The sequence below is a fragment of the Ruegeria sp. BHSC037 genome (assembly GCF_059613045.1).
This window is the reverse complement of record NZ_JBXWRT010000015.1, coordinates 53,157-79,836: the sequence shown is the minus strand read 5'-3', so window position 1 is coordinate 79,836 and position 26,680 is coordinate 53,157. Positions and strand designations below refer to the sequence as shown.

The following is a 26,680-nucleotide window of genomic DNA, read 5'->3' as shown; positions in this document are numbered from 1 at the left end:
GCCGGGGCCGGCGGACATGGTAAAGCGCATCAATCTCGCCCTGCAGGGCGGCGGCGCGCATGGCGCCTTTACTTGGGGCGTGCTGGACCGTCTGCTGGACGACGAAGACATCGAGGTTGCGGCGATCACCGGAACCTCGGCCGGGGCGCTGAACGGGGCTGCGTTCAAGGCCGGCATGGTTCATGCCGGTCGCGATGGCGCGCGCGAGACCCTGAACGCCCTATGGGAGCGGATGGGCGCGGTGGGCGACATGCGCATCGCCAACTGGCTGGCCGGGATGGAGCCCGCCCAGATCGCGCAGGCGATGGAGTATTCCGTGCCGTTCTCGGTGGCCGATACCTGGTCGCGGATGGTGTCGCCCTATGCCTATGGGCCGTTCTACCGCAATCCGCTGGCCCCAGTGGTCGAGGCCTTTGATTTTGGCGAGGTCTGCGCCGATCAGGGGCCGCGTCTGTTCGTCTGCGCCACCTGCGTGCGCAGCGGCAAGATCCGGGTGTTCACGGGCGATGAGGTGACGACCGAAGCGATCCTCGCCTCGGCCTGCCTGCCGAACCTTTTCCAGGCCGTTGAAATTTACGACCCCGAAAGCGGCCGGACCGAAGCCTATTGGGATGGCGGCTATACCGGCAACCCGGCGCTGTTCCCTCTGTTCAACGCGGGTCTGCCCAAGGATGTGGTGATCGTGAACATCAACCCGCTGGAGCGCGACGAGGTTCCGAAGACCCCGCAGCAGATCCAGAACCGGATCAACGAGATCAGCTTCAACTCGTCCCTTCTGCGCGAATTGCGGGCGATCAACTTCGTGCAGCGCCTGCTGGCCGAGGGCAAGTTGAAAGCGGGCGAGATGAGCCGTGTCTTCGTGCACATGATTGCAGATGACGCCCTGATGAACAGCCTGTCGGTTGCGACCAAGACGGTGCCAAACCCGGTGGTTCTGCACAGCCTGAAACAGGCGGGACGGGCCGCGGCCGACCGGTTTCTGGCCGATCACAAACCCGATCTGGGTGCACGCAGCACCGTCGATCTGCCCGCGATGTTCGGCTGATCACTCGGGCGGCTGTGTGGGGTCTTTCTGGTTCGGATAGACCAACCCGGCCGAGATCACCAGCTTGGCGGCATCCTCGATCGTCATGTCCAGCAGGATCACGTCTTCCTCGGGGAAGAACAGCAGAAAACCCGAAGTCGGGTTCGGCGTGGTTGGGATGAACACGCTCAGCAGGCCGCCGCCGGTTTCGGCGCGTTTGTTGATCTCGCCCTTGGCCTCGGTCGAGACGAAGCCGATGGCCCAGATGCCCCGGCGGGGGTACTGCACCAGGCAGGCCTTCTCGAATGACCGCTCGGTCTGGGCAAAGACGGTTTCCGAGATCTGCTTGATCCCGGAATAGATCGACCGGACGACGGGCATCCGGTTGACCAGGCTTTCGGCAAAATGGATCAGTGACCGACCTAAAATACCTTTGGCGATCCAGCCGACCAGAACCGTGAAGATCAGGAAGAACAGTACGCCTACGCCGCGCAGGTTGATGCCCACATATTGTTCAGGGCGGAACTGGTGCGGGATCAGGGGCAGAACCGCGCTGTCGATCCAGCCGACTACCGACAGGATCAACCACAGCGTCAGCCAGACTGGTGCGATGACGACGATACCCGTCAGAAACGACGCGCGTAGCCGCGACAGCAGGCCGGGGCGGCGGTGGGGTTCTTCATCAAACGGTGTGTTCATCGCGGTTCCGAGCGGTTTACCGGATAGTTAATCAGTCCGGCGCCTTGGTACAATAGGTCCGATTGGCGTTCAGTCCGCCTGAGCCTTCAAAGCCTTGGCGATGCCAGCCGCAAGGCGCGCATTGTTGCGCACCAGGGCGATGTTGGCGATCAGGGATCGGCCCTCGGTCCGCTCGTAGATGCGCTGCAGCAGATAGGGCGTGACGGCTTTGCCGGTGATGCGGTGTGCTTCAGCGTCCTGCTGCGCCGAGGCGATAATCGGGTCCAGTTCCTCGGATGGGATCTGATCGGCCTGCGGGATCGGGTTAGCCACCAGTTGCCCGCCGGGCAGACCCAGCGCGCGGCGCGTCGCATGGGCCTTGGCGATCTGCTCGGCCGTATCCATCCGCAGGGGCGCGGCAAAGGGCGACTTGGCCGACCAAAAAGCCGGGAATTCATCCTGCCCATGGGCGATGACCGGCACGCCCAGCGTTTCCAGTACCTCGAGCGTCTTAGCTAGATCGAGGATCGCCTTGGCCCCGGCGGCCACGACCGTGACGGGGGTCTGCGCCAGTTCGTGCAGGTCGGCCGAGATGTCAAAGCTGGTTTCCGCACCACGGTGCACCCCGCCGATGCCGCCGGTGGCAAAGACCTCGATCCCCGCAAAATGGGCGGCGATCATCGTGGCGGCCACGGTGGTGGCCCCGGTGCCGCCCGAAGCGATGCAGGCCGCCATGTCCGCGCGCGAGATCTTGGCCACACCCTGCGCCTGTCCCAGATCCTTCAGCTGATCGGGCTCCAGCCCCACATGCAGCCGGCCGTCAATCACTGCGATCGTGGCAGGAACGGCACCCGCGTCGCGGATGTCCTGCTCGACCTGGGCCGCCACCTCGATGTTCTGCGGGTAGGGCATGCCGTGGGTGATGATGGTGCTTTCTAGGGCAACGATGGGGGTTTCGTCGTCCTTGGCCGCGCGCACTTCGGCGGAATACTGGATGTCGATCACAGGGGGGTCTCTCCGGATACATAGGTTGCGGCGGCATGCAAGGCGCGGGTCAGCGCCTCGTCGATCCTCGCGCCATTGGCTTCGGCGGCGATATGGGCCGCCATGAACGTGTCGCCTGCGCCGGTCACGCGCGTGACCAGAACCGACGGGGGTTTCTGGGTGATCACCGCTTCGGCACTGGCCACGGTGGCCGAGTTGCCCCCGTCGGTCACCAGCGCACGCAGCGCGCCCCTGTCCAGCAGCGCGCGGGCGGCGGTTTCGGAATCGGCAAACTCGCGCTGGCACAGCAGCCCGGCTTCCTCGAGGTTCACATACAGCGTGGCCCGTCCGTGCTTGAGGAAAGGCAGCAGCCGCTCGGCCTTGCCGGGCGACGCCGGGGCCACGCGCAGGTCGGCACGGGCGAAGGCCGGGCTGACGGCGATTTCTTCCAGAAGGTCCAGCGTCAGGTTGCCGTCCAGCGCGATCTGGCCCTCGAACGGGGTGTTTTCATACCCCAGCGGGCCATGGATCAGCGGGCGCAGGATCTTGGCACCGGCAGCCTCGAGAGAATGGGCGTCGGCGATAGCGGCGATCAGGCCGTTTGCGCCTTCGACCGCCATGTAACGGTCGGTGGGCAGGTCTTGCGAGCGGTAGACATGTGTCGTGTCCATGCCCAGCCGCTTGCAGGCGTGAACCAGCTCGTCGCCCTCGGGGTCGCTGCCGATGGCGGTCAAAAGGGTCGGTGTCATGCCGAAGCGCACAAGCGTCATGGCGATGTTCATCGCCACGCCACCGGGCAGGCGCGTGATGCGGCCGGGCACATCCGAACCCTGCCGCATGTGGCTGGCGGATCGTCCGATCACGTCCCACAGGACGGACCCGATACACAGGATGTCAGAATTCCGAGTCATGTCCTCGTCATGCCGCAGGGTCGCCATGGGCGCAAGCCGGAAGGGTGCGGAAACGGGCCGCCCTGACCAATCGGGCTTGTCAAACGCCTGTATCCCGGAAACACTCGGGGCCAGTGCTTAGATTTATTTCTGGATCCTTCGGGATGGTTTTGATCATTCGCTTGCTGGCGGTTCTTTGGCACCATTTTCGGCCTATCCGTTACCTTTGTGCTTTTCTTGTTCTGGCCGGGCCGGTTGCGGCGCAAGGCGCAGGCCGGTCCGTCGTGGAGTTTCAGGTCAAAGGCGACCGGGTGCTTGTGGAAATCATCCTGAATGCCGAGGCGTTGCTGGCCGGGCTTGACCCGCAGACCGTGGCGCAGGGGGGCGGCAGCGCCGACTATGCACGGTTACGCCGCTTGCCTTCCTCGGAATTGGAACCTTTGCTGCACGCGCGTGTGGCGGTGTGGAAAAACGCGCTGACGATCGATGCGAACGGCCCGGTCGAACTGTCCTACGAGGGTGCGCGTATTCCTGTGGTGGGCGATTCCGACAAACCCAGGCTGTCTCGGGTGTTGCTGGTCGGTACCTTGCCGCCCGGGGCGACCGAGGTGCGCCTGACCTGGCCTGCCGGGTTCGGCCCGGTAGTTCTCAGGCAGACGGGCGTCGACGCACCCTATACCGGGTTGCTGGAGGGGGGCGAGACCAGCCCCGCCATTCCCTTGCGCGGCGGGGCAGGGATGGGGCCACGACAGACCGCCGAGACCTTCTTTCGGCACGGCGTAGCGCGGGTTTGGCAAGACAAGGGGCAAGTTCTGGCATTGGCCTTGGTGCTGGTTTTTCTAAACCTGCGGGTGCGCCCCCTTCTGGCGCAATTCGCCGCCCTGGCGCTGGGTGTTCTGCTGGCGCAGCCGCTGGGATTGTCCCGCCTGCTTCGGTTCGGGGACGAGGCGTATTGGCTGGCGGTCGCCGGGGCCGTCGTCATTCTGGCGACATGGAACCTGATCGGGTCGCGGGCCGGAGCGTTTCGGTTGGGGGCCGTCTTCGTGACCGGCGCGATACTTGGCCTGGGCCTGTCGCACGAACTGATCCGGTTGGGGGTTCCACCCCTTCACGTCGTGCCGGCCCTGCTGGGCTATTCGGGCGGGGTCTTGCTGGGAATCGCGGGTGTCGCCGGACTTGCATATGCCGCAGTGACCGTGTTGCTGCCCGATGTACCCCGGTTGCGGGGACGCATTTCGACTGTCGCATCGCTGATGCTGGCGGGTCTGGGTCTCTACTGGGTCGCGCTGCCGGTCCTGCCGCTCTAGCGCATCGGCGCCAGCAGGGTGTCGAGCGCGCGCAGCGGGTCGTCGTCGCCCCAGATCTCGTCACCGACCCCGAAAAAATCGGTGCAGGGCGCGAGGTCGGCCACCAACTCGGGCGTCAGGCCGCCTTCGGCGACCACCGGAACCTCGATCATCTCGGACCACCATTGGAACAGGTCGCGTTCCGCGCGGGCTCCTTTGCCCAGAGACATATCTCCCACGGGTCCGAAGGCCACATAGTCGGCCCCGGCTTCGCCCGCGGTCATCCCGTCATGGCGCGAGGTTCCGCAGAAGCTGCCTACGATGGCATCCGCCCCCAACTCCTTGCGCGCGGCCCGGACCGAGCGGGCCGCATCGTCCAGATGCACCCCGTCCAGCCCCAGCCGTTGCGCCAGCAGGACATGGTTCGAGATCACCAGCGCCACGTCGTGCGCATGGGCCACCTCGCGGCAGGCGTCGGCCGCGCGGGCGATGGCGTCCTCGTCGCTGCCGGCCAGCGCCAGCCGGATGCAGGCGATCTCGGTCCCGTCCAGAACGCGGGCCAGCCGGTCGGGGAAGGTGGCCGGGTCGATGGTCGGCGGGGTGATCAGATAGATCTGAGGCTGCTCGGGGGTGTCCATTGGCGGATCCTTCGCGGTTGGTCGTTGGCGCGGTTTAGCCGATTGCGGCGGGGAAGCAAACTTTATTGCCCGCAGACCGGCCGATTTGCAATCGGGCAGGGCGGCCGGGCTTGCCCTGTGGCAAAGGCGGCAGTATGGCAGGCGCAACTTTCGGAGATCAGGATGCCTAGCGACAGACCCCAGCCCTCATTCGTGCTTGTGCGCCCGCAGATGGGCGAAAACATCGGCGCCGCGGCCCGGGCGATGTGGAATTTCGGCCTGGACCGGATGCGCATCGTTGCCCCGCGCGACGGCTGGCCCAACCCCAAAGCCGTGGCCATGTCGAGCGGTGCCGGGCGGCTGCTGGACGAGGCGCAGCTGTTCGACGATCTGGCCGGCGCTTTGGGCGACCGCACATTTGTGTTTGCCACCACCGCCCGTCAGCGCGGCCTGACCAAGCCCGTCTACAGCCCCGAGCGCGCCATGCAGATCGCGGCCCAGAAGGTGGCGGCGGGCGAAAAGGTGGCCGTGCTGTTCGGGCCTGAGCGGGCCGGTCTGGAGAATGAGGACATCGCCAAGGCCAATGCGATCATCTCGGTGCCTGTGAACCCCGAATATGCCTCGCTGAACCTGGGGCAGTGCGTGTTGCTGACCGCCTATGAGTGGATGCGCCAGACCGGCGACGTGGTGCACGAGGCCACCGATCTGGGCAAAGGCGACTGGGCCACCGGCATCGAGGTCGAGAAACTGGCCGAGCATTACGAGCAGCGGCTGGAGGAGGCCGGGTTCTTCTACCCTCCGGAAAAGGCCGAAGGGATGAAGGTGAACCTGCGCAACCTGTGGTCGCGCATGCGCATGACGCGGGCCGATGTGCAGATGCTGCACGGGATCATGCGTCAGATGGTCCGCTGGAAGGACAAGGGCTGAGGCTGGACCTTCGCGGGCACTGGCCCTAGCTTGCGGGAAAATCAAGGACATGAGGACGGCATGAGCGGCAAGCGCAGCATCTTCGAAGAAGTCTCGGGTGAACAAAAGCATGAAATGGTCCAGCCCGGCATGATCGACCGCGGCCGGGGTGGCGCGCGCAAGGCCATCCGTACCTGGCTTATGATCCTGTTCGCACTTGTCGTCGTGATGATCGCAGTGGGCGGGTTGACCCGCCTGACCGACAGCGGCCTGTCGATCACCGAATGGCGCCCAGTCACTGGGGCGATCCCGCCGATGTCGGAGGCGGACTGGCAGGCCGAGTTCGACAAGTACAAACAGATCGACCAGTGGCGGATCATGAACCAGTGGATGGAGCTGGATGACTTCAAGACCATCTACTGGTGGGAATGGGGCCACCGGCAGCTGGGCCGGGTGATCGGTCTTGTCTGGGCGCTTGGTTTCTTTGGCTTTCTGGTGCTGCGCAAGATCCCCGCAGGCTGGACCGGGCGCCTTGTGATCCCAGGACTGCTGGGCGGCGTTCAAGGCGCTGTCGGTTGGTGGATGGTGGCCTCGGGGGTGACGCAGGGCGAGGGGATGACCGCGGTTGCCAGTTATCGTTTGGCCACCCATCTTGGCCTTGCGTTCGTGATCCTGGGCTTTCTGGCCTGGTACATCTTCATGCTAGGGCGCGAGGAACGCGACCTGATGCAAGCCCGCCGCGCTAAAGAGGCTCGGCTGTCCTCCCTGTCGACCGGGCTGCTGCACTTTGCCTTTCTGCAGATTCTGATCGGCGCATTGGTGGCTGGCATCGACGCCGGCCGGTCCTATACCGACTGGCCGCTGATCGGCGGGCAACTGCTGCCGCCGGACGCCACCGCGCTTGAACCGCTGTGGCGCAATTTCTTCGAAAGTCCGGGACTGGTGCAGTTCATCCACCGCTGCGTAGGCTATGCACTGTTCGCCTTCGCCATTTTCGTCTGGCGGCGCGGCAGCAGCAGCGCCCACCCGCAGACGCGGTTCGCCTTCAACGCCATGTTCGCGGCGCTTTCGCTGCAGGTGGTCGTGGGCATCCTCACCGTGGTCTACGGCGCGCCCTGGCAGATCGCCATCTTCCACCAGTTTATGGCCGTGATCGTCTGGACCCTGATCCTGCGCGCCCGGTTCCTGACCGCTTATCCCATCGCAACCTCGCTGCGCGGAGCTTGACCCAATGACTGCATTCAATGACCTGATGGCCTTTCAGCGCGAAACCGAGGCGCTGGCACAGATTTCCGGCCGGCTGGGCTGGGACCAGGAGACCGTCATGCCGCGCGGCGCCGTCAACCAGCGCGCCGAGGAAATGGCCGCGATCGAAGCCGTGTTGCACGCGCGCCGTTCGGATCCGCGTGTGGCCGAGTGGCTGGAGAACGCCCATGCCGACACCGAGGTCGGCCAGGCGCAGCTGCGCGAAATCCGCCGCACTTACGAGCGCACGATCAAAGTGCCTGCTGATCTGGCCACGGCCATAGCCCGCGTGACCTCGGCCGCGCAGGGCAAGTGGGCACAGGCCCGCGCCGACGAGGACGTGCCCGCGTTTCTGCCGGTTCTCGAGGAGGTCGTGGCGCTGAAACGCGAAGAAGGCGCGGCTCTGGCACAGGGCGGCGATGTCTATGACGCGCTGGTCGAGGACTATGAGCCGTACACGACAGCCGCCCAGATCGCCGACATCTTCGACGCCATGCGCCCGCGTCTGGTTGCGCTGCGCGCGGCTGTGCTGGACCGGCCGTCCCCTGCGGGCGTGACCGGAACGTTCGACGAAGCGGCCCAGATGAAGCTGACGCAAAAGCTGGCGGTCACTTTCGGGTACGACCTGAAACGGGGGCGGGTGGACAAGGCCGTACACCCGTTCTGTTCGGGCAGCGGCGACGACGTGCGCGTCACCACCCGTACCAGCGAAACCGATCCTTTCAACTGCTTCTACTCGACCATTCACGAGGTCGGGCACGCCTGCTATGAGCAGGGCATCGACCCGGCTTACGCTCTGACACCGCTCGGCCAGGGCGTGTCGATGGGCGTTCATGAAAGCCAGAGCCGCATCTATGAAAATCAGCTGGGCCGCTCGCGCGCCTTCACTGGCTGGTTGTTCCGGCAGATGACGGACACCTTCGGTGATTTCGGCATCACGGATGAAGATTCCTTCTATGCCGCCGTAAACCGGGTGCACAACGGATACATCCGCACCGAAGCGGACGAGGTTCAGTACAATCTGCACGTCATGCTGCGGTTCGATCTGGAGCGCGCGCTGATGTCGGGCGATCTGAAGGTTCAGGACCTCGAAGCCGCGTGGAACGACCGCTTCCACGCTGATTTCGGCTATGCGGTCGACAAGCCGTCGAACGGGTGCCTGCAGGACGTGCATTGGTCGGTCGGCCTGTTTGGCTACTTCCCGACCTATTCGCTGGGCAATGTGTACGCAGGCTGTCTGTACAAGGCGCTGCGGGCGGCAGTTCCAGGTCTAGATGATCAACTGGCGCAGGGCGATACCAGTGCTGCGACCGGCTGGCTGCGCGAGCATGTTCAGCAGCATGGCGGTCTGTACGCACCCCGCGAGGTGATCCGGCGGGCCAGCGGTCAGGAGCCGAGCCCCGAGCCACTGCTGGACTATCTCGAAGAGAAATTCGGCGAACTCTACGACTTGTAAGTTTCTTGATCCGGGGTGAACGGTTAAGCTGGTATTGGCGTTGCCATCGCGGAGGACCAGCCAATGACAGGAACTGCCCGAAAGAAAGCCAGTGATTTTGACCCTCGAATCCTAGAGATCTTCGACGGTTATGTTCACGGCAAGATGACAAAACGGGAATTCATCGCGAAAGCCGGGCGGTACACGGCCGCCGGGGTCACGGGAGCGATGATCCTGGAGCAATTGCAGCCCAACTATGCCTGGGCGCAGCAGGTTGCGCCGGACGATCCCGATATCGAAACCGCAATTGTCGAATTCGAAAGCCCTGACGGACATGAGGGAACAGGCGGGCTCATGGTGCGCCCCTCCGCCGCGGAAGGTCCATTGCCAGCGGTGCTGGTCGTGCATGAAAACCGCGGGCTCAATCCCTATATCGAAGATGTTGCGCGCCGCCTTGGGAAATCCGGGTTCCTAGCCTTCGCACCCGACGGGCTGAGGCCTTTGGGCGGTTATCCCGGTACGGATGAACAAGGGCGGGAGATGCAAAAGTCGATGGATGCGGGAAAGCTGATGTCGGATTTTTTTGCGGCGTTCGAATTTTTGCGGGATCACCCGGGATCAACCGGAAAGGTCGGGGCGGTTGGGTTCTGCTATGGCGGAGGCGTGTGCAACGCTTTGGCTGTTGCGTATCCCGATTTGGCGGCGTCGGTTCCCTTCTATGGTCGCCAACCACCGGCCGAGGATGTTCCGGCGATTCAAGCACCGCTGATGATCCACTACGCCGGTTTGGATGACAGGATCAACGCAGGCTGGCCCGCTTATTCCGAGGCCTTGAAAGCCAATCAGAAAAAGTTCAGCGTCCATTTCTATCCGAACGTGAACCACGGCTTCCACAACGACACGACGCCGCGCTACGACGACGCGGCTGCGACCCTCGCCTGGAAGCGGACGCTGGTGTTTTTTGAAAACTACCTTAGTTGACAAAAAACCCGGCTCCGATTGGAGCCGGGTCTTTGTTTTTCACTCTGCGGAGCCTTCGTCATCACCCTGATCGGCGATCCGGGCGACACTGACGACCTCTTCACCCTTGCCGGTGTTGAACACCTTGACCCCTCCGGCGCTGCGGGACCGGAACGAGATGCCGTCGACCGGGACCCGGATCGACTGCCCCTTGGAGGTGGCCAGCATGATCTGGTCGTCGATTTCGACCGGGAACGAGGCCACCAGAGGGCCGCCCCGCATCGCCTTGTCCATCGCCGTCACGCCCATGCCGCCACGGCCGCGCACCGGATAGTCATGCGACGAGCTGAGCTTGCCCGATCCCTTGGCCGTGATGGTCAGGATCAGGTTCTCGGCCGCCGACATCTCGGCATAGCGTTCCTGCGGCAGGATGCTGTCAGCATTGCCGCCATCCTCGTCGGTCTCAGTATCGTCGGTCACGCCGGCCATCAGGCGACGCATCTTCAGATAGGCGGCGCGCTCGTCCGGGGTGGCCTCGAAATGGCGGATAACCGACATTGAGACCACGCGGTCGCCCGCGTTCAGCCGGATGCCGCGCACGCCGGTCGATTTTCGCCCCTTGAACACCCGCACGTCGGTCGTGGGGAAACGGATCGCCCGGCCGGAATTGGTGACCAGCATAACATCGTCCTCGTCCGAGCAGATGCGTGCGTTGACGAGTTCCACGCCTTCGGGCAGGTCCATAGCAATCTTGCCGTTGCGCTTGACGTTGGTGAAGTCGCTCAGCGCGTTGCGGCGCACGTCGCCGGCGCTGGTGGCGAAGACGATCTGGAGGTTTTCCCATTCTTCATCCGGCACGTCGACCGGCATGATCGCCGCAATCGAAACGCCAGTGGGAATCGGCAGGATGTTGACGATCGCCTTACCCTTGCCGGTGCGCCCCGACTGGGGCAGGCGCCAGGTCTTGAGCTTGTAGACCATCCCGTCGGTGGTGAAGAACAACAGCTGGGTATGCGTGTTGGCCACGAAGAGGGTGGTGACCACGTCCTCTTCCTTTGTCTGCATGCCCGACAGCCCCTTGCCGCCGCGCTTTTGCGCGCGGAAATCGGCCAGCGGGGTGCGCTTGATATAGCCACCCGAAGTCACGGTCACGACCATGTCTTCGCGTTCGATCAGGTCTTCGTCCTCCATGTCGCCCGACCAGTCGACGATCTCGGTGCGGCGCGGAACGGCAAAGTTCTCTTTCACTTCGCGCAATTCGTCGGCGATGATGCCCATGATGCGTTCGCGCGAGGACAGGATATCCAGGTATTCCTTGATCTTGGCGGCCAGGTCTTCCAGCTCGTCCGTCACCTCTTTGACGCCGATCTGGGTCAGGCGTTGCAGGCGTAGATCAAGGATGGCGCGGGCCTGAACCTCGGTCAGGTTGTAGGTGCCGTCGTCGTTCATCTTGGACAGCGGATCGTCGATCAGCCGCAGATAGCTCTCGATCTCGGCTGCGGGCCAGCGGCGGGTCATCAGCTTTTCGCGCGCCTCGGCCGCATCGGCCGAGGACCGGATCGTGGCAACGACCTCGTCCACGTTCGAGACCGCCACGGCCAGACCACACAGGATATGACTGCGTTCCCGCGCCTTGCGCAGGTCATAGGCGGTGCGGCGGGCAACGACATCTTCGCGGAAGTCGATGAAGCTGGTCAGGAAACGGCGCAGGGTCAGCTGCTCGGGGCGGCCGCCGTTCAGCGCCAGCATGTTGCAGCCGAACGAGGTCTGCATCGGCGTGAACCGGTACAGCTGATTCAGCACCACCTCGGGCGTTGCGTCGCGTTTCAGCTCGACCACCACCCGCACGCCGTTCCGGTCGGATTCGTCCTGAACATGGCTGACACCTTCGATGCGCTTTTCGCGCACGGCTTCGGCGATTTTCTCGATCATCGAGGCCTTGTTCACCTGATAGGGGATCTCGTCCACGATGATGGCATAGCGATCCTTGCGCAACTCCTCGACGCGGGTCTTGGCGCGGATGATGACGCTGCCGCGGCCTTCAAGATAGGCCTTGCGCGCGCCGGACCGGCCCAGCATCACGCCGCCGGTGGGGAAGTCGGGGCCGGGAATGTACTCGATCAGCTGTTCGCTGGTCAGGTCCGGGTCTTCGATCAGCGCCAGCGTCGCGTCGACCACTTCGCCCAGGTTGTGCGGCGGGATGTTCGTCGCCATCCCCACCGCGATGCCGCCGGCGCCGTTGACCAGCATGTTCGGGAACCGCGCGGGCAGGACGGTGGGTTCCTTGTCCTTGCCGTCGTAGTTGTCCTGGAAATCGACCGTCTCTTTCTCGATATCCGCCAGCAGGGCGGCGGCGGGCTTGTCCATGCGGACCTCGGTGTAGCGCATGGCCGCCGGGTTGTCGCCGTCCATCGAGCCGAAGTTGCCTTGGCCGTCCAGCAGCGGCAGCGACATTGAGAAATCCTGCGCCATCCGCACCAAAGCGTCATAGATCGCGCTGTCACCGTGCGGGTGGTACTTACCCATCACATCGCCCACTGGACGAGCCGACTTGCGATAGGGTTTGTCATGGGTGTTCCCGGTCTCGTGCATCGCGTAGAGGATGCGCCGATGCACCGGTTTCAAACCGTCGCGCAGATCGGGGATCGCACGGGACACGATGACCGACATCGCATAGTCCAGATAGGACGTACGCATCTCGGATTCGATGGATACCGTCGGGCCGTCGTAAACCGGACGCTCGGGCGGGGTTTCATCCATGTTTTCGGGGATTTCTGGCGTATCGCTCACGTAAACTGCCCGTTTTTTGTGCTGGGTCTATATCTTGTGGATGCATCTTATCAGACCCGGCACATAAGGTGCAAGCAAGCAGCGCAGATGCCGCGCGAATCTCGGGCTCGGATCTCTTAACATGTTGTTTTAATGAAATTTGAATGAGAATCATGCTAGGCTGAAGAGACCTTTTGAGAAATTGGAGGTCTGAATGAAGCAAACCGAAACCGAACTGATGCTGAAAGGGTACGGCCTGACGACGGCGGAATTCTTCTATCGCATGCCCGACTATATCCATGTCCTGAACACGTTCATCTGGCAGGACTACGACCTGGCGCCGGATCATCCCAAGCTGTTCAAGTTCATCGAATTCTGGCAGCGCGAGATCGAGGGGCCGCTGCATTCGGTCCGCTTCACCCACCGCAAGATGATTGCCCCCGGCGAGTGGCAGAATGTCGTAGGTGAATACCGGCTGAACTAGGCGCGGTAGCTGCAAGAGCCTGTGCCTTGGCGCTCTTGGGGGCTGGCCCCTGATCCAACGGGGCTGACCGGGACTTGTCTGACGTTTCGACGGCTTGTAGCGGTATTGATTGTTTTCCTTGGCCTGTTCGGAAAAGGCGATTTCAATTCTGGCGGAACCTGCAATTTCAGCGTTTTTTGGCTTCACGCGCCTCTGCAACACTGCGATTCCGACAGAAGTTTGATTGAACACGGATTTTCATCCGGACGTTTCAGAACGGTCGGGGAAATGATTGCGCTAACATTGGACATGTGCGTGTGGGCGGGTTAAGGACGCTTCATGGTTTCACGCGTCATACCTGTCGATCCGTTCGATCTGGTCATCTTCGGCGGCACCGGCGACCTTGCACAGCGCAAGATCCTGCCGGCCTTGTTCCGCCGCTACTGTGCCGGGCAATGGCATGAAAGCGTCCGCATCATCGCGGCGGCGCGGTCGGATTATGATTCCGACGCTTTTCGTGCGATCGTCGCGCGGTCACTGGCCGAATTCGTGCCAGAACACGCAGGGCAGGTCGACCTGCGCAGCGGGTTCCTGCAACGCCTGGACTATGTGCAACTGGACGCCGGGGCCGATTCCGGCTGGGACGTTCTGGCGCGTAAGCTGACCGACGATCGGATCCGGGCTTTTTATTTCTCTGTCGGGCCCAGCCTGTTCGGACCGCTGGCCGAGCGGATCCGGCAGCATGGGCTGGCCACCCCGCAGACGCGCATCGTGGTGGAAAAGCCGTTCGGTCACGATCTGGACAGCGCACGCGCGCTGAACGCCACGCTGGCTGCCTATTTCAACGAGAATCAGATCTATCGGATCGACCATTACCTGGGAAAGGAGACGGTCCAGAACCTGATGGCCGTCCGGTTCGGAAACATGCTGTTTGAACCGCTGTGGAACAGCCAGTATGTCGACCACATCCAGATCACCGTCGCCGAAACCGTGGGCGTGGACGGGCGCGAGGAGTACTATGAGCGTGCCGGCGCCATGCGCGACATGGTGCAGAACCACCTGATGCAGCTTCTGTGCCTGATCGCGATGGAACCGCCCGCCAAGTTCGATTCGGACGCTGTCCGGGACGAAAAGCTCAAGGTGATCCGCGCGCTGGACCCGGTGCAGCCGCATCACATCGTGCGGGGTCAGTATACCGGCGGCCCCGACGGGCCGGGCTATCGTGAGGCGGTGGGCAATCCGCGTTCGACGACCGAAAGCTATGTGGCGCTGCGGGCGCATGTCAGCAATTGGCGGTGGGCGGGCACACCGTTCTATTTGCGCACCGGCAAGCGGTTGGTGGCGCGGTCCTCGGTGATCAACGTGATCTTCAAGGACGCCCCGCACTCAATCTTCGGGGCTGCGGCCGGGCGGCATGCCAACACGCTGTCGATCCGCCTGCAACCGAACGAAGGCATCACGCTGAAGGTCACGATCAAAGAGCCGGGACAGGGTGGCATGCGCCTGATCGACGTCCCATTGGACATGAGCTTTGCCGAGGCACTGGGGCCTGAGAACCATCAGGCCCCCGACGCCTATGAGCGCCTGGTGATGGACGTGATCCGCGGCAACCAGACCCTGTTCATGCGCGGCGACGAGGTCGAGGCCGCCTGGGCTTGGACCGACCCGATCATCGCCGGATGGCAGGCGCGCGGCGACGTTCCCAAACCTTATGACAGCGGCAGCACCGGCCCCGGCGACGCCGAGCTGCTGATGAAACGCGACGGTCGCCAATGGCAGGGGATCAAGCCATGAACATTCAGGAATACGCTGACCGCGACATGCTGGCCATTGACGTGGCCAATGCGTTGGCCGGAGAGCTAGAGGCCGCACTGCTGCACAATGACGTCGTGGCCTTTGCCGTGCCCGGCGGTACCACGCCCGGGCCGATCTTCGACAACCTGTGTGCGGCCGACCTGGACTGGGACCGCGTGCGGGTTCTGCCCACCGACGAACGCTGCGTTCCGGCCGACAGCGACCGGTCGAACGAACGGCTGATCCGCGAGCGTCTGCTGACCAACCGCGCCGCTGCGGCCGAGTTCGTGCCGCTGTTCATTCCCGGCAAGGCACCCGAAGACATCCTGCCCGAGATCGAGGCGCTGATTGTCCCGGTTCTGCCGCTGTCGGTTCTGGTGCTGGGCATGGGCGACGACATGCACACGGCCTCGCTGTTCCCGGGGATGGCCGGGCTGGACGCGGCGTTGGACGGGGATGCGCCCCCGCTGGCGGTCGCCCGGCCGCAATCGCAGCCCGAGCCGCGCATCACGCTGACTGCGCCTGTGCTGAACGGGGCGTTGTCCAAGCATCTTGTAATTTTCGGATCGAAAAAGCGCGACGCGTTGGAGCGGGCCATGTCTCTGCCGCCCGAAGAAGCTCCGATTGCGGCGGTGCTGGACGGCATTACGGTACATTGGGCGGAGTAGGACATGCAGCTCGACAAACTCAGAACCCTTGCCGCGCAGGCGGAAGACACCCGAATCCTCGATCTGTTCGCGCAGGATCCCGACCGGGCGCAGAGATTCTCGGCCTCGACCGGCGATTTGCTGTTCGACTATTCGAAAACCCTGATCGACGCGGATATCCGCGCGGCGCTGATCGACCTGTGCGATCAGGCCGGTCTTGCCGAACGGCGCGACGCGATGTTCCAGGGCGACAAGATCAACGAAACCGAGGGCCGCGCGGTGCTGCATACGGCGCTGCGCAATCTGGATGGCGGCCCGGTCGAGGTTGATGGCCAGGACGTCATGCCCGAAGTTCTGGACACCCTGCAGCGCATGCGTGTGTTCGCCGAAGAGGTCCGGGGCGGAACGGCCCAGGGGGCAGGGGGTACCATTACCGACGTGGTAAATATCGGCATCGGTGGTTCGGACCTTGGGCCGGTGATGGCGACGCTGGCGCTGGCGCCCTATCACGATGGGCCGCGCCTGCACTACGTCTCGAACGTGGATGGCGCGCACATCGCCGACACGCTGCGAGAACTGGACCCGACGCGGACGCTGGTGATCGTGGCGTCCAAGACCTTTACAACCATCGAAACCATGACCAACGCGCGGACGGCGCGGGCCTGGATGCTGGACGGCGGGGGCGACCCGGCGCGGCAGTTTGCGGCCGTGTCCAGCGCCGTGGACAAGACAGCGGATTTCGGCATCCCGTCTGACCGCGTGTTCGGCTTTGCAGATTGGGTCGGCGGGCGCTATTCGGTCTGGGGGCCGGTTGGGCTGCCGGTGATGATCGCGGTGGGCTCGAACGCCTTTGACGCGTTCCTGCGCGGCGGACAGGCGATGGACGTGCATTTCCGCGCCGCGGACTGGGTCGAGAACATGCCGGTGATGCTGGCGCTGGTGGGCATCTGGCACCGTCAGGTGCTGGGCCATGTCAGCCGCGCGGTGTTGCCCTATGACCAACGGCTGCTGCGGTTGCCGGCCTATTTCCAGCAGCTCGAGATGGAATCGAACGGCAAATCGGTGGCCATGGACGGCTCGGCGCTGAGCGTGCCTTCGGGGCCGGTGGTCTGGGGTGAGCCCGGCACCAATGGGCAGCACGCGTTTTATCAGTTGATCCACCAGGGCACCGACGTGATCCCTTGCGAATTCATGGTGGCCGCCGAAGGGCACGAGCCCGAGCTGGCCCATCATCACCGTCTGCTGCTGGCCAATTGCCTGGCCCAGTCCGAGGCGTTGATGCGCGGCCGGTCGCTGGAGGAAGCGCGGGCGCGCATGGCCGAGAAGGGACTGCAGGGTGACGAGTTGGAGCGTCAGGCCCGGCATCGCGTGTTTCCGGGCAACCGGCCCTCGACCACGCTGATCTATCCGCAGCTGACGCCCTTCGTTCTGGGCCAGATCATTGCGCTCTATGAGCACCGGGTGTTCGTCGAAGGCGTGCTGTTGGGCATCAACTCGTTCGACCAGTGGGGGGTAGAGCTGGGCAAGGAACTGGCCACCTCGCTGGGGCCGATCGTCGATGGCGATGCGGGCACCGAGGGCAAGGACGGCTCGACCGCCGCACTTGTGGCCTATGCGCTGCGGCACCGGGGCTGAAGCCCAGCAAATCTGACGACCTGCCGCAGCGGCAGGTCGCATTTCCTTATTGTCAGACAATTGAATGATTGGCAGGATCGGCCCCGAGGAGAAGCCCCGGGGCCGGCCACGCCGCCGTGCCGCCGGGCCGCAACAGACGCCGCATCAAGCCGGCGCGATTAATGGGAGGATGTCCATGCTGGGACAGATGATGACGCAGCCGCTGTTGATTTCGTCACTGATCGATCATGCTGCGCGCTATCATGGTCAGACCGAGATCGTGTCGGTCGAAACCGATGGAACCGTCACCCGGACGAGCTGGGGTGAGATCGCTGCCAATGCCCGGCGCATGGGGTCGGCGCTGACCAAGCTGGGCCTGCAGTCGCAGGATCGGATCGGCACCCTGGCCTGGAACAACCGCCGGCATCTTGAGATCTACTATGCGGCCTCGGGCGCAGGATTCGTCTGCCACACGATCAACCCGCGCCTGTTCCCCGAACAGCTGGTTTACATCATCAACCACGCGCAAGACAGGGTGCTGTTCTTCGACGCCGCCTTTCTCCCGCTGGTTGCCGCGATCCGCGATCAACTGACCGAGGTGAAGCATTTTGTCCTGATGGGGCCGCGCAACGAGGACGCGCTGCAGCAGATCCCCGGCCTGGAGTTCTATGACGAGTTAATCGAGACCGGCGACGCCGATTTCGAATGGCCCGTCTTCGATGAAAACACAGCCTCGAGCCTGTGCTACACCTCGGGCACGACCGGCCACCCCAAGGGCGTTCTGTATTCGCACCGTTCGACCGTTCTGCACAGCTTTGCGTCGAACACCCGCGACGTGATTGGGTATTCGGCGATGGACGTGGTGATGCCGGTGGTGCCGATGTTCCATGTCAACGCCTGGGGCTCACCCTATGGCTGCGCCATGTCCGGTTCGCAGATGGTGCTGCCCGGGCCGGACCTGCATGGCGAGGCGCTGGTGAACCTGATCGACACCTATGGCGTGACGCTGGCGATGGGGGTTCCCACGATCTGGCAGGGCCTGCTGGCGCATGCCGCCAAATGCGGCACAAAGCTGGAAAGCCTCGAACGTACGGTAATCGGCGGCGCGGCTTGCCCGCCCTCGATGATCGAAACCTTCCGGGAAAAATACGGCGTCGACACCGTGCACGCCTGGGGGATGAGCGAGATGAGCCCGCTGGGCACCGCCAACATTCCGCTGGCCAAGCATCGCAAGATGCCGATTGAGGAACAGCACAAACTGCGCGAGAATCAGGGTCGTCCGCCCTTTGGGGTCGAGCTGAAGATCGTCGATGACGATGGCAACGTCCTGCCGCATGACGGGGTCACGCAGGGCGACCTGATGGTGCGCGGACATTGGGTGCTGGACAGCTATTTCCAGCTGCAGGACCAAGAGCTTCTGCAGGATGGCTGGTTCGCTACGGGCGATGTGGCGACGCTGGACCCGGACGGCTACATGACCATCCGCGACCGCTCCAAGGACATCATCAAGTCGGGCGGTGAATGGATCAGCTCGGTCGAGCTGGAAAACATCGCCGTAGCGCACCCGAAACTGGCCACCGCGGCGGTGATTGGCGTGCCGCATCCCAAATGGGACGAACGCCCGCTGCTGGTGGCCGTCAAGGCCGAGGGCGAGGACCCGTCCGAGGCCGAGCTGCTGGAGTTTTTCGACGGCAAGATCGCCAAGTGGCAGGTGCCGGACAAAGTGGTCTTCGTCGATGCGCTGCCACTGAATGCGACTGGCAAGGTTTTGAAACGCAAACTGCGGGACGAGTTCAAGGACGCCCTGAAGGGGTGACTTGTGCGGGTCTTTGAGAAATGGCTCCGGCGGTAGGGATCGAACCTACGACCAATTGATTAACAGTCAACTGCTCTACCGCTGAGCTACGCCGGAACGGTGCGCGCCGTATAGCAACCCGGTCCGGCGGCGTCCAGAGGTCGAAGCAAGTTTTTTTTGATCGATTTTCAGGTTGCGCGAACGCCGACAAAAGCGCGCCACGACGCGGATTTTAGAAGCGTTTTCGGGGAGATTTTGGCTCCGGCGGTAGGGATCGAACCTACGACCAATTGATTAACAGTCAACTGCTCTACCGCTGAGCTACGCCGGAACTGAGGCGGATATAGCAACCCGAATTTTCGAGGTCCAGAGGGGAAAAGCCGTCGATGCGAATTTTTTCGACGTCAGGCGACCCGGGCGAATTCAGCCTGAATGCCAAGCGCGCCGTTCGGGGCAACGCGCCGTTTCCCGGTTAGGTCGACCAGATGGGCAAACACGTTGCGCTCGGCCGCGGGCAGCAGGGCAGGGGGCGTGTCGGAATAAATTCGTCGCGCCAGCTCCCGCGCTGTTCCCGGTGCCTGTGACAGGGCGTCAAGTATCTGTGCCTCGCGCGATTGCCGGTGCCCAATCAGCCAATCCAGCCGGCCTGCGGGATCGGTGATCGGCGCACCGTGACCGGCATGGAACACCGACCAGGTCCGGGCTCGTAACTTGTGGCAGGAGGCCATGAAGTCGGTCAGGTCTCCGTCGGGTGGAGACACCAGCGAACTGGCCCATCCCATCACATGATCGGCGGTGAAGCAGACATCACCCCATCCCAGCGCGACGTGATTGCCCAGATGGCCCGGCGTGTGGATCACCTCCAGCGACCAGCCGTCCCCTTCGACCCGGTCTTGGTCGGCCAGTTCGATGTCGGGGCGGAACGTGGCGTCGATGCCTTCGCCGCCGCCGGCCATCCCCTGCGCGGCCAGTCGGGCCATGACCGCGCTGCGCCCGGCCTCGGGGCCTCCGAAGGCCAGAATGGGCGCGCCGGTCCGCTTGGCCAGAGGCGCGGCAAGCGGGGAGTGGTCCAGATGGCTGTGCGTCACGATGATGTGGCTGATGCGCTGAACCGGGGACAAAGCGGCCAGAATGGCCAGAAGATGGGACTCGTCGAGTGGGCCGGGGTCGATCACGGCGACGTCGCGGGTGCCGAGAAGGTAGGTGTTCGTGCCGCGATGGGTCATGGGCGACGGATTCGGGGCCACGATGCGCCTTAAACCTGGTTGCAGCTGGACGGGAAGTCCGGGCTGCGGGTCGAATTCGTGGTCCGTCATCCGTCGTCGCCTCTTTCGCATGTCTGAACGGCCCGCTAGGTTTAGCGCATGAACGCACGCTGGCTCAAACCCTATATGCCGCGCAGCCTGTACGCGCGCGCGGCGCTGATTCTGGTGGTGCCGGTGGTGGTCGTCCTGCTGGTCGTGTCCATCGCCTTCGTACGCGAGCATCTCAAGGACGTGACGCAACAGATGACCCGTGCCGCGTCGCGCGAGGTGCAACTGGTCCTCGACACGATGGCGGGCTCGGAAACACAGAACGAAGGCCTGGCCAAGGTACGTCCGCTTCTGAAGGGGCTGGCTATGCAGGCCCGGTTTCTGGGGCCAAGCGAGTCTCCGACGATCGAGGCGCGCCGCTGGTATGATTTTATCGCGCCGCAGGTCGAATCGGATCTGCGCTTTGAACTGCCTGAGCTATCGGCGGTTTCATTGCCCAACAGCCAGACCGCCACCCTGTATCTACAGACCGATCTGGGGTTGCTCGAATTGCGCTTCGACCGGCGGCGTCTTTCGACCGTGGCGCCGCATCAGTTGATCGTGACGATGGTGTTCTTCGCAGTGCTCATGACGTCGGTGTCGTTTCTGTACATGCGCAACCAATTGCGGCCGATTACCCGGCTGGCCGAGGCGGCGCAGGCCTTCGGGCGGGGTCGAGTCGTGCCGTTCTCGCCGGGCGGCGCGGTCGAAGTGCGCGCCGCGGGCAATGCGTTTTTGGACATGCGCGCTCGCATCGAACGGCAGATCGAACAGCGGACCTTGATCCTGTCGGGTGTCAGCCATGACCTGCGCACGCCTTTGACGCGGCTCAGGCTGGGTCTGTCGCTGCTACCCGAGGAAGACGCCGCGCCTCTTTTGCAGGACGTGGCCGAGATGCAGTCGTTAGTGGATGCGTTCCTTCAGTTCTCGCAGGGTGTGTCCGAGGGCGACGCCGTCGATGTCGATCCGGCCGCGCTGGTGCGGCAGATCGTCGACGATGCCCAGAGGGCCGGCCAGAATGCCGCCCTTGGGACCATCGAGGGCGAAGGCACGATCAAGCTGCGCCCGGTTGCCATCCGGCGCGCGGTCGAGAACCTGATCGGCAATGCCGTCCGCTATGGGACGCGGGCCGTGGTCAGCGTCACCCTGACTGGCAAATCGCTGCGGATTCGGGTCGAAGATGATGGGCCGGGCATTCCGCCGGACCAGCGCACCGAGGCGGTGCGCCCGTTCAGCCGTCTTGACCCGGCGCGCAACCAGAATCGGGGCAGCGGCGTCGGGCTCGGGCTGGCTATCGTGGCCGATGTGGCCCGCGCCCATGGCGGCTTGCTGCGCCTGGGCAAAAGCGAAAGCCTGGGCGGATTGTGTGCGGATATCATCATCGGGCGATGAACAGGGAAATGGTAGGCCCGGAGGGACTCGAACCCCCAACCAAAGCGTTATGAGCGCTCTGCTCTAACCAATTGAGCTACAGGCCCGCCCGACCGCTTGGGTATCACGCAGAACGGCCGCGTCAAGCCTGACCGTTGCAACGCGGCGCACAATCGACTAACCCGCGCTGAAAGCATTCATGAGGGAACGGCCATGACAGCGGGCAAGAACGGCATCACCTATGCAGATGCGGGCGTGGATATCGATGCAGGCAACGCGCTGGTCGACCGGATCAAGCCCGCCGCCAAGCGGACGAACCGCCCCGGCGTCATGAGCGGCCTTGGCGGGTTTGGCGCGTTGTTCGATCTGAAAGGGGCGGGGTATTCCGACCCGATCCTGGTGGGCGCAACCGACGGCGTGGGTACCAAGCTACGGATCGCGATCGACACGGGCGTGGTCGACGGCGTGGGCATCGACCTGGTTGCCATGTGCGTGAACGATCTGATTTGCCAGGGCGCCGAACCGCTGTTCTTCCTGGACTATTTCGCCACGGGCAAGCTGGACACCAGCACCGCCGCGCGAATCATCGAGGGTATCGCCGAGGGGTGTGTCCGCTCGGGCTGTGCCTTGATCGGGGGTGAGACCGCCGAGATGCCGGGGATGTACCCCGATGGCGATTTCGATCTGGCCGGGTTTGCCGTCGGCGCGATGGAGCGCGGCAGCGATCTGCCCGCCGGTGTGCAGGCCGGGGATGTTCTGCTGGGGCTAGCCTCGGACGGGGTGCATTCCAACGGCTATTCGCTGGTACGCAAGCTGGTCGAGATCTCGGGGCTGGGCTGGGATGCGGATTCGCCGTTCTGTGACGGGCCTTTGGGAGAAGCGCTGCTGACGCCCACGCGGCTTTACGTCAAACCGGCCCTCGCCGCGATCCGGGCGGGTGGTGTACATGCGCTGGCGCACATCACTGGCGGCGGGTTGACCGAGAACCTGCCGCGCGTGCTGCCCGACGATCTGGGGGCTCAGATCGACCTGAACGCTTGGGATCTGCCGCCGGTGTTCCGCTGGATGGCGGAAACCGGGGGCATCGCCGAGGCGGAGATGCTCAAGACCTTCAACTGCGGGATCGGCATGATCGTCGTCTGCGCCGCCGACCGCGCCGATGACCTGGCCGCCCTGCTGTCGGATGCCGGCGAGACCGTCGCGCGCATCGGATCGGTCACCGAAGGGGCGGGCGTTTCCTACGCAGGCAAGCTGCTGTGAGCCACAAGCGCGTCGCCATCCTGATTTCCGGGGGCGGGTCGAACATGGTGTCGCTGGTCGACAGCATGACCGGCCACCACCCGGCGCGCCCCTGTCTGGTTCTGTCGAACAATGCAGATGCGGGCGGACTGGCCAAGGCGGCGGATCGCGGGATCGCCACCGCCGTGGTCGATCACCGGCCGTTCGGCGGCGACCGTGCCGCGTTTGAGGCCGAGCTATGCAAGCCGTTGCTCGAGGCCAAGCCCGACATCATCTGCCTGGCCGGGTTCATGCGCGTGCTAACGGGCGATTTCGTGTCCCGGTTTCAGGGGCGGATGTTGAATATTCACCCTTCGCTGCTGCCTAAATACAAGGGGCTCAACACCCACGCCCGGGCTATCGCCGCCGGAGATGCCGAACATGGCTGCACCGTGCACGAGGTCACAGCGGCGTTGGATGACGGCCCGATCCTGGGTCAGGCTCGGGTCAAGATCGCGCCGGATGACACGCCCGAGACCTTGGCGCGGAAGGTTCTGGCGTGGGAACACAAACTGTACCCGGCGGTTTTGGAGCGATTTGCCCGTGGCGACAAGGCACCGGTCATGTTGCCTTGATATCCCGCCGGAGATTTACATGCGGCGCGCAATCGGCTTATGGTCTGCCGAAGCGCTCGTAGCGATGAAAGACCAACGGGCATTGACCACAGAAAGAGCAAGAACAGCGCGCGCATGAAGACCCTGAAGACCACGCAAGACCTGGCCGACTTCTGCACGGCTGCGGCCAAGTTTCCCTATGTGACCGTCGATACCGAGTTTCTGCGCGAACGGACCTATTACTCGAAACTCTGCCTCGTGCAGCTCGCTGTGCCGTCGGACGACGATGACAGTGCGGTTCTGGTCGATCCTCTGTCCGAGGGGATCTCGCTCGACCCGCTGTATGACCTTTTCCGGGACGAAAATGTCGTCAAGGTGTTCCACGCCGCGCGGCAGGATCTTGAGATCTTCTGGGTCGAAGCCGGGGTCTTTCCCAAGCCGCTGTTCGATACCCAGGTCGCCGCAATGGTCTGCGGCTTTGGCGAGCAGGTGGGCTATGAAACGCTGGTGCGCAAGATCTGCAAGCAGGGTCTGGACAAGACCTCGCGCTTTACCGACTGGTCGCGCCGTCCGCTGAGCGAAGCGCAAAAGACCTATGCGCTGGCCGATGTGACCCATTTGCGCCAGATCTACGAACACCTCGCCGCCGAACTTGAAAAGACCGGCCGCAGCCGCTGGGTTGCGGAAGAACTGCAGGTTCTGACCAATCCCGACACCTATGACATCCGACCCGAAGAGGCCTGGCGACGGGTCAAGACCCGCACCAATTCTGGCAAGTTTCTGGCCGTGGTGCGTGAATTGGCCAAGTTCCGAGAAACCTATGCGCAAGAGAACAACATTCCCAGAAACCGGGTGTTTAAGGATGACGCGCTGATCGAACTGGCCTCGACCAAGCCCCGCACCCATGCGGATCTGGGCGGGTCGCGCCTGTTGCTGCGCGAGGCCCGCAAGGGTGCGATCGCAGATGGTATCCTCGAAGCGGTCAAACGGGGCGTCAACTGCCCGCCCGAGGACATGCCCAAGGTTGACAACAGCCGTGACAAGCTGAAGGTCAACCCGGCCCTGGCCGATCTGCTGCGGGTGCTGCTCAAATCCAAGACCGAAAGCGCCGGCGTGGCCGCAAAGCTGATCGCCAACAGCTCGGAGCTGGACCAGATCGCGGCGGGTCAGCGCGACGTGCCGGCCATGTCGGGCTGGCGCTACGAGGTGTTCGGCGAGGACGCTCTGAAACTGTGCGAGGGAAAGATCGCACTGGCCGCCAAGGGGCAGAACGTCAAGGTCGTGCCACTGTAGGGCGGCTCAGCGCCGCCGCGATTCCAGCGCATTCTGTTGGCCCCTGACGCGGATCAGGCGGATGCCGTCCAGGTCATCCTGGCTGATGTCGATCGCGTCGGTTACTTCGCGCGTCCGCTCGGGTCCCTGCGGAGTGGCATAGGGCGGATAGTTCACGCGGAATTCGAGTTCAAGCACGCCGTTCTTGCGGTTTTCCTCCGACTCAACCGGACGCAGTTGGGCGTCATAGGCGCCCTGACGAAAGGCCGTACCGCTGGCCAGAACGATCGCGCCCGAGGGCTTGCGGTCGATCCGCAACTCGTCGATCGTGGTGACCAGAACGCTGATGTCCTCGGCTTCGGGCCGGGCGAAGAATCCACGCCCGGAACCCTGATCGGGGACCAAAGCGTTGGCGTCATCTGCAGGCGTTTCGACCGGGGCGGCGGGGGTGCTGCGGCCGAACCAGTTCGACGGGTTCACCCGCGAATCCCGCCAACCACTGCAAGCCGAAAGGGTCAAGGACGCGATCATGAGAACGGACAGAGTTTTTTGCATGGACCCAACGCTTTGCACAAAGTTACCCGATACCGATTAGCCTAATTCCAGTGGTTTGAAAAGGCGCGCTTGGGGTGGACAGGCCCGGTTTGGCGGCTTAGGTCAGGCCTTAAATGGAAACCAGAGGATCTGTGCCCATGGCAACCCCCGCGTTCGAAGACATCGTAGAGGATTTCGAATTCCTGGAGGACTGGGAAGATCGCTATCGCTATGTGATTGAGCAGGGCAAGGCCATGCCGCCCCTGGACGACGCGCTGAAGGTTCCGGCCACCAAGGTGGACGGCTGCGCCAGCCAGGTCTGGCTGCACCCGATTGTCGAAAACGGAGTTTTCCGGTTCGACGGAGACAGCGACGCCCTGATCGTGCGCGGACTGATTGCGGTGTTGCGGGCGTTGTACAACGGCCTGCCGGTCTCCGAGGTGCCCAAGGTGGATGCGGCAGCCGAACTGGCGCGGCTGGGGCTGAACGAGCATCTGTCTTCGCAGCGGTCCAACGGGGTGCGGGCGATGGTGCAGCGCATTCGAAGCGCCGCCAGCGAACACGCCTGATCCGGGGCGTCACTTGCTGGGCGCGCGGCTGGCCCAGTCCGACAGAGTTCGCTCCAGATCGCCATACCCGGTGAAGCGGCGTTCGAAAGCCAAGCCCATACGGTCGGCGCATTCCTTGGCTCGCTTTGTCAACTCAGGGTCGTCGGTCTGTGCCTGATAGACCAGCTTGGTGTAGTTCCCGAAATACATGTCGCGTAGCTGCGGATGACGGTCGAGCCCCAGAGGTTTCCAGACGAAGGCATCGAACTGACGCGCCAGGAAATCGGTCAGATAGAAGGCCGTGGCCTCTTCGTCGCCATGTTGGGCAAACCGGTCGTTGCCCTCGAAAAACGAATAGCAGTGTGGTCCCTTCACCATCTCGACGCCCAGCCGTTCGCAGGCCTGCTCCAAGAGGCCACCGGTGCCGCAGTCGGCATAGACCACGAAGATGCGGTCGAAGTCGTTGCGGTGCCTAGCCACTGCGTCCTCGACCGCCTGGGTGATCCGTTCAGGGTGAACATGCAGGATCGCCGGCAGGCAGGTCAGGGCCAGATGGTCCCATCCGTTGCGCCGTTTCAGATCGAGGATTTCGCGCGCCAACGCGCCGCAAGCGATCAGAAGAACGTTCTGCCGCGCGCCCGCGTCCGTATATCCGCGGATCGTCAGGCTTTCGTCATCCGGAAGATCGTTGCAGTGCATGTGCGGGTTTCCTTTGGTGCCATAC

24 protein-coding genes and 3 tRNA genes are annotated in these 26,680 nt (G+C 63.6%); 16 read left to right on the top strand and 11 right to left on the bottom strand.

The genetic code is table 11. The features are described from left to right. The first annotated feature begins 16 nt into the window (after nucleotides 1–16). Entirely contained in the window at nucleotides 17–1,045 is a 1,029-nt protein-coding gene (locus tag AC2FMN_RS14945) for a patatin-like phospholipase family protein (RefSeq protein WP_496689113.1), read from the top strand. Here the strand turns inward: AC2FMN_RS14945 and AC2FMN_RS14940 are convergent, their stop codons facing one another. The 3 genes from AC2FMN_RS14940 to AC2FMN_RS14930 form a co-directional block, all read right to left on the bottom strand. Continuing rightward, entirely contained in the window at nucleotides 1,046–1,723 is a 678-nt protein-coding gene (locus AC2FMN_RS14940) for a DUF502 domain-containing protein (protein WP_149774457.1), read from the bottom strand. A gap of 69 nt (nucleotides 1,724–1,792) precedes the next feature. Beyond that, nucleotides 1,793–2,707 carry a pseudouridine-5'-phosphate glycosidase gene (locus tag AC2FMN_RS14935; RefSeq protein ID WP_496689111.1) on the bottom strand — a complete coding sequence of 305 codons (915 nt, stop codon included), beginning with the start codon at nucleotides 2,705–2,707 and terminating at the stop codon, nucleotides 1,793–1,795. Next, a complete protein-coding gene (locus AC2FMN_RS14930) occupies nucleotides 2,704–3,597 on the bottom strand; it encodes a PfkB family carbohydrate kinase (protein ID WP_496689109.1) in 894 nt (297 codons plus the stop codon). Before AC2FMN_RS14930 ends, AC2FMN_RS14935 begins: the two co-directional genes overlap by 4 nt. Before the next feature lie 143 nt (nucleotides 3,598–3,740). Here AC2FMN_RS14930 and AC2FMN_RS14925 point away from each other — a divergent pair, with 143 nt between their 5' ends. Then, nucleotides 3,741–4,883: a HupE/UreJ family protein gene (locus tag AC2FMN_RS14925; RefSeq protein ID WP_496689108.1), complete on the top strand. Its 1,143-nt coding sequence runs from the start codon at nucleotides 3,741–3,743 to the stop codon at nucleotides 4,881–4,883. Here AC2FMN_RS14925 and AC2FMN_RS14920 read toward each other — a convergent pair. Then, complete coding sequence (locus tag AC2FMN_RS14920) at nucleotides 4,880–5,500, bottom strand: thiamine phosphate synthase (RefSeq protein WP_496689106.1); 621 nt, start codon at nucleotides 5,498–5,500, stop codon at nucleotides 4,880–4,882. The genes AC2FMN_RS14925 and AC2FMN_RS14920 overlap by 4 nt on opposite strands. Before the next feature lie 162 nt (nucleotides 5,501–5,662). Between AC2FMN_RS14920 and AC2FMN_RS14915 the strand changes: the two genes are divergently transcribed. The 4 genes from AC2FMN_RS14915 (at nucleotide 5,663) to yghX (ending at nucleotide 10,046) form a co-directional block, all read left to right on the top strand. Continuing rightward, the gene (locus AC2FMN_RS14915; RefSeq protein ID WP_496678147.1) at nucleotides 5,663–6,406 is read left to right on the top strand and encodes an RNA methyltransferase; all 744 of its coding nucleotides are present in this window, start codon (nucleotides 5,663–5,665) and stop codon (nucleotides 6,404–6,406) included. Between the two features lie 60 nt (nucleotides 6,407–6,466). After that, a complete protein-coding gene (gene ctaA, locus AC2FMN_RS14910) occupies nucleotides 6,467–7,612 on the top strand; it encodes a heme A synthase (RefSeq protein ID WP_496689104.1) in 1,146 nt (381 codons plus the stop codon). Nucleotides 7,613–7,616: 4 nt separating this feature from the next. Continuing rightward, nucleotides 7,617–9,086 (top strand): carboxypeptidase M32, encoded by a 1,470-nt coding sequence (locus tag AC2FMN_RS14905; protein ID WP_496689102.1) that lies wholly within the window; start codon nucleotides 7,617–7,619, stop codon nucleotides 9,084–9,086. Nucleotides 9,087–9,149: 63 nt separating this feature from the next. Further along, complete coding sequence (gene yghX / locus AC2FMN_RS14900; protein WP_496678152.1) at nucleotides 9,150–10,046, top strand: YghX family hydrolase; 897 nt, start codon at nucleotides 9,150–9,152, stop codon at nucleotides 10,044–10,046. Between the two features lie 39 nt (nucleotides 10,047–10,085). On the opposite strand, the gene gyrA is transcribed toward yghX, so the two are convergent. Beyond that, entirely contained in the window at nucleotides 10,086–12,785 is a 2,700-nt protein-coding gene (gene gyrA / locus AC2FMN_RS14895; RefSeq protein ID WP_496689147.1) for a DNA gyrase subunit A, read from the bottom strand. A gap of 223 nt (nucleotides 12,786–13,008) precedes the next feature. Between gyrA and AC2FMN_RS14890 the strand changes: the two genes are divergently transcribed. From AC2FMN_RS14890 to AC2FMN_RS14870, 5 genes are all read left to right on the top strand, one after another. Beyond that, nucleotides 13,009–13,278: an usg protein gene (locus AC2FMN_RS14890; protein ID WP_149774447.1), complete on the top strand. Its 270-nt coding sequence runs from the start codon at nucleotides 13,009–13,011 to the stop codon at nucleotides 13,276–13,278. 318 nt (nucleotides 13,279–13,596) lie between these two features. After that, nucleotides 13,597–15,051 (top strand): glucose-6-phosphate dehydrogenase, encoded by a 1,455-nt coding sequence (gene zwf / locus AC2FMN_RS14885; RefSeq protein ID WP_496689101.1) that lies wholly within the window; start codon nucleotides 13,597–13,599, stop codon nucleotides 15,049–15,051. After that, entirely contained in the window at nucleotides 15,048–15,719 is a 672-nt protein-coding gene (gene pgl, locus AC2FMN_RS14880) for a 6-phosphogluconolactonase (protein WP_496689099.1), read from the top strand. The genes zwf and pgl overlap by 4 nt, the downstream gene beginning before the upstream one ends. 3 nt (nucleotides 15,720–15,722) lie before the next feature. Then, complete coding sequence (gene pgi / locus AC2FMN_RS14875) at nucleotides 15,723–17,333, top strand: glucose-6-phosphate isomerase (protein ID WP_496689097.1); 1,611 nt, start codon at nucleotides 15,723–15,725, stop codon at nucleotides 17,331–17,333. Between the two features lie 175 nt (nucleotides 17,334–17,508). Further along, nucleotides 17,509–19,128, top strand: a complete 1,620-nt coding sequence (locus AC2FMN_RS14870) for a long-chain-fatty-acid--CoA ligase (RefSeq protein WP_496689095.1) — start codon at nucleotides 17,509–17,511, stop codon at nucleotides 19,126–19,128. Nucleotides 19,129–19,149: 21 nt separating this feature from the next. Here AC2FMN_RS14870 and AC2FMN_RS14865 read toward each other — a convergent pair. The 3 genes from AC2FMN_RS14865 to AC2FMN_RS14855 form a co-directional block, all read right to left on the bottom strand. Continuing rightward, nucleotides 19,150–19,224 (bottom strand) — tRNA-Asn (locus tag AC2FMN_RS14865). Between the two features lie 139 nt (nucleotides 19,225–19,363). Next, nucleotides 19,364–19,438: transfer RNA gene (locus AC2FMN_RS14860), tRNA-Asn, on the bottom strand. Nucleotides 19,439–19,511: 73 nt separating this feature from the next. Beyond that, a complete protein-coding gene (locus tag AC2FMN_RS14855) occupies nucleotides 19,512–20,423 on the bottom strand; it encodes an MBL fold metallo-hydrolase (RefSeq protein ID WP_496689093.1) in 912 nt (303 codons plus the stop codon). A 48-nt stretch (nucleotides 20,424–20,471) separates the two neighbouring features. Here AC2FMN_RS14855 and AC2FMN_RS14850 point away from each other — a divergent pair, with 48 nt between their 5' ends. Continuing rightward, on the top strand, nucleotides 20,472–21,791 hold the full coding sequence (locus AC2FMN_RS14850) for an ATP-binding protein (RefSeq protein ID WP_496689091.1): 1,320 nt from the start codon (nucleotides 20,472–20,474) through the stop codon (nucleotides 21,789–21,791). 9 nt (nucleotides 21,792–21,800) lie between these two features. Here the strand turns inward: AC2FMN_RS14850 and AC2FMN_RS14845 are convergent. Further along, nucleotides 21,801–21,877: transfer RNA gene (locus tag AC2FMN_RS14845), tRNA-Ile, on the bottom strand. Between the two features lie 106 nt (nucleotides 21,878–21,983). Here AC2FMN_RS14845 and purM point away from each other — a divergent pair. From purM to rnd, 3 genes are all read left to right on the top strand, one after another. Continuing rightward, nucleotides 21,984–23,030, top strand: coding sequence for a phosphoribosylformylglycinamidine cyclo-ligase (purM, locus tag AC2FMN_RS14840; RefSeq protein ID WP_496689089.1), 1,047 nt, complete (start codon nucleotides 21,984–21,986; stop codon nucleotides 23,028–23,030). After that, the gene (purN, locus tag AC2FMN_RS14835; protein ID WP_496689088.1) at nucleotides 23,027–23,623 is read left to right on the top strand and encodes a phosphoribosylglycinamide formyltransferase; all 597 of its coding nucleotides are present in this window, start codon (nucleotides 23,027–23,029) and stop codon (nucleotides 23,621–23,623) included. Before purM ends, purN begins: the two co-directional genes overlap by 4 nt. Before the next feature lie 114 nt (nucleotides 23,624–23,737). Beyond that, on the top strand, nucleotides 23,738–24,895 hold the full coding sequence (gene rnd / locus AC2FMN_RS14830; RefSeq protein WP_496678169.1) for a ribonuclease D: 1,158 nt from the start codon (nucleotides 23,738–23,740) through the stop codon (nucleotides 24,893–24,895). A gap of 6 nt (nucleotides 24,896–24,901) precedes the next feature. On the opposite strand, the gene AC2FMN_RS14825 is transcribed toward rnd, so the two are convergent. Further along, nucleotides 24,902–25,354, bottom strand: a complete 453-nt coding sequence (locus tag AC2FMN_RS14825) for a hypothetical protein (RefSeq protein ID WP_496678171.1) — start codon at nucleotides 25,352–25,354, stop codon at nucleotides 24,902–24,904. Nucleotides 25,355–25,566: 212 nt separating this feature from the next. On the opposite strand from AC2FMN_RS14825, the gene AC2FMN_RS14820 reads away from it, so the two are divergent. After that, nucleotides 25,567–25,977 (top strand): SufE family protein, encoded by a 411-nt coding sequence (locus AC2FMN_RS14820; protein ID WP_496689086.1) that lies wholly within the window; start codon nucleotides 25,567–25,569, stop codon nucleotides 25,975–25,977. A 9-nt stretch (nucleotides 25,978–25,986) separates the two neighbouring features. Here the strand turns inward: AC2FMN_RS14820 and AC2FMN_RS14815 are convergent, their stop codons facing one another. Then, entirely contained in the window at nucleotides 25,987–26,655 is a 669-nt protein-coding gene (locus AC2FMN_RS14815) for a DUF1638 domain-containing protein (protein WP_496689085.1), read from the bottom strand. Nucleotides 26,656–26,680: the final 25 nt, after the last annotated feature.

Excerpts from the sequence above, each read along its gene's own strand:
- AC2FMN_RS14945 (WP_496689113.1), top strand. The coding sequence starts at position 17 with ATGGTAAAGCGCATCAATCTCGCCCTGCAGGGCGGCGGCGCGCATGGC.
- AC2FMN_RS14940 (WP_149774457.1), bottom strand. The coding sequence starts at position 1,723 with ATGAACACACCGTTTGATGAAGAACCCCACCGCCGCCCCGGCCTGCTG.
- AC2FMN_RS14930 (WP_496689109.1), bottom strand. The coding sequence starts at position 3,597 with ATGACTCGGAATTCTGACATCCTGTGTATCGGGTCCGTCCTGTGGGAC.
- AC2FMN_RS14925 (WP_496689108.1), top strand. The coding sequence starts at position 3,741 with ATGGTTTTGATCATTCGCTTGCTGGCGGTTCTTTGGCACCATTTTCGG.
- AC2FMN_RS14920 (WP_496689106.1), bottom strand. The coding sequence starts at position 5,500 with ATGGACACCCCCGAGCAGCCTCAGATCTATCTGATCACCCCGCCGACC.
- AC2FMN_RS14915 (WP_496678147.1), top strand. The coding sequence starts at position 5,663 with ATGCCTAGCGACAGACCCCAGCCCTCATTCGTGCTTGTGCGCCCGCAG.
- ctaA (WP_496689104.1), top strand. The coding sequence starts at position 6,467 with ATGAGCGGCAAGCGCAGCATCTTCGAAGAAGTCTCGGGTGAACAAAAG.
- AC2FMN_RS14905 (WP_496689102.1), top strand. The coding sequence starts at position 7,617 with ATGACTGCATTCAATGACCTGATGGCCTTTCAGCGCGAAACCGAGGCG.
- yghX (WP_496678152.1), top strand. The coding sequence starts at position 9,150 with ATGACAGGAACTGCCCGAAAGAAAGCCAGTGATTTTGACCCTCGAATC.
- gyrA (WP_496689147.1), bottom strand. The coding sequence starts at position 12,785 with ATGGATGAAACCCCGCCCGAGCGTCCGGTTTACGACGGCCCGACGGTA.
- AC2FMN_RS14890 (WP_149774447.1), top strand. The coding sequence starts at position 13,009 with ATGAAGCAAACCGAAACCGAACTGATGCTGAAAGGGTACGGCCTGACG.
- zwf (WP_496689101.1), top strand. The coding sequence starts at position 13,597 with ATGGTTTCACGCGTCATACCTGTCGATCCGTTCGATCTGGTCATCTTC.
- pgl (WP_496689099.1), top strand. The coding sequence starts at position 15,048 with ATGAACATTCAGGAATACGCTGACCGCGACATGCTGGCCATTGACGTG.
- pgi (WP_496689097.1), top strand. The coding sequence starts at position 15,723 with ATGCAGCTCGACAAACTCAGAACCCTTGCCGCGCAGGCGGAAGACACC.
- AC2FMN_RS14870 (WP_496689095.1), top strand. The coding sequence starts at position 17,509 with ATGCTGGGACAGATGATGACGCAGCCGCTGTTGATTTCGTCACTGATC.
- AC2FMN_RS14855 (WP_496689093.1), bottom strand. The coding sequence starts at position 20,423 with ATGACGGACCACGAATTCGACCCGCAGCCCGGACTTCCCGTCCAGCTG.
- AC2FMN_RS14850 (WP_496689091.1), top strand. The coding sequence starts at position 20,472 with ATGAACGCACGCTGGCTCAAACCCTATATGCCGCGCAGCCTGTACGCG.
- purM (WP_496689089.1), top strand. The coding sequence starts at position 21,984 with ATGACAGCGGGCAAGAACGGCATCACCTATGCAGATGCGGGCGTGGAT.
- rnd (WP_496678169.1), top strand. The coding sequence starts at position 23,738 with ATGAAGACCCTGAAGACCACGCAAGACCTGGCCGACTTCTGCACGGCT.
- AC2FMN_RS14820 (WP_496689086.1), top strand. The coding sequence starts at position 25,567 with ATGGCAACCCCCGCGTTCGAAGACATCGTAGAGGATTTCGAATTCCTG.
- AC2FMN_RS14815 (WP_496689085.1), bottom strand. The coding sequence starts at position 26,655 with ATGCACTGCAACGATCTTCCGGATGACGAAAGCCTGACGATCCGCGGA.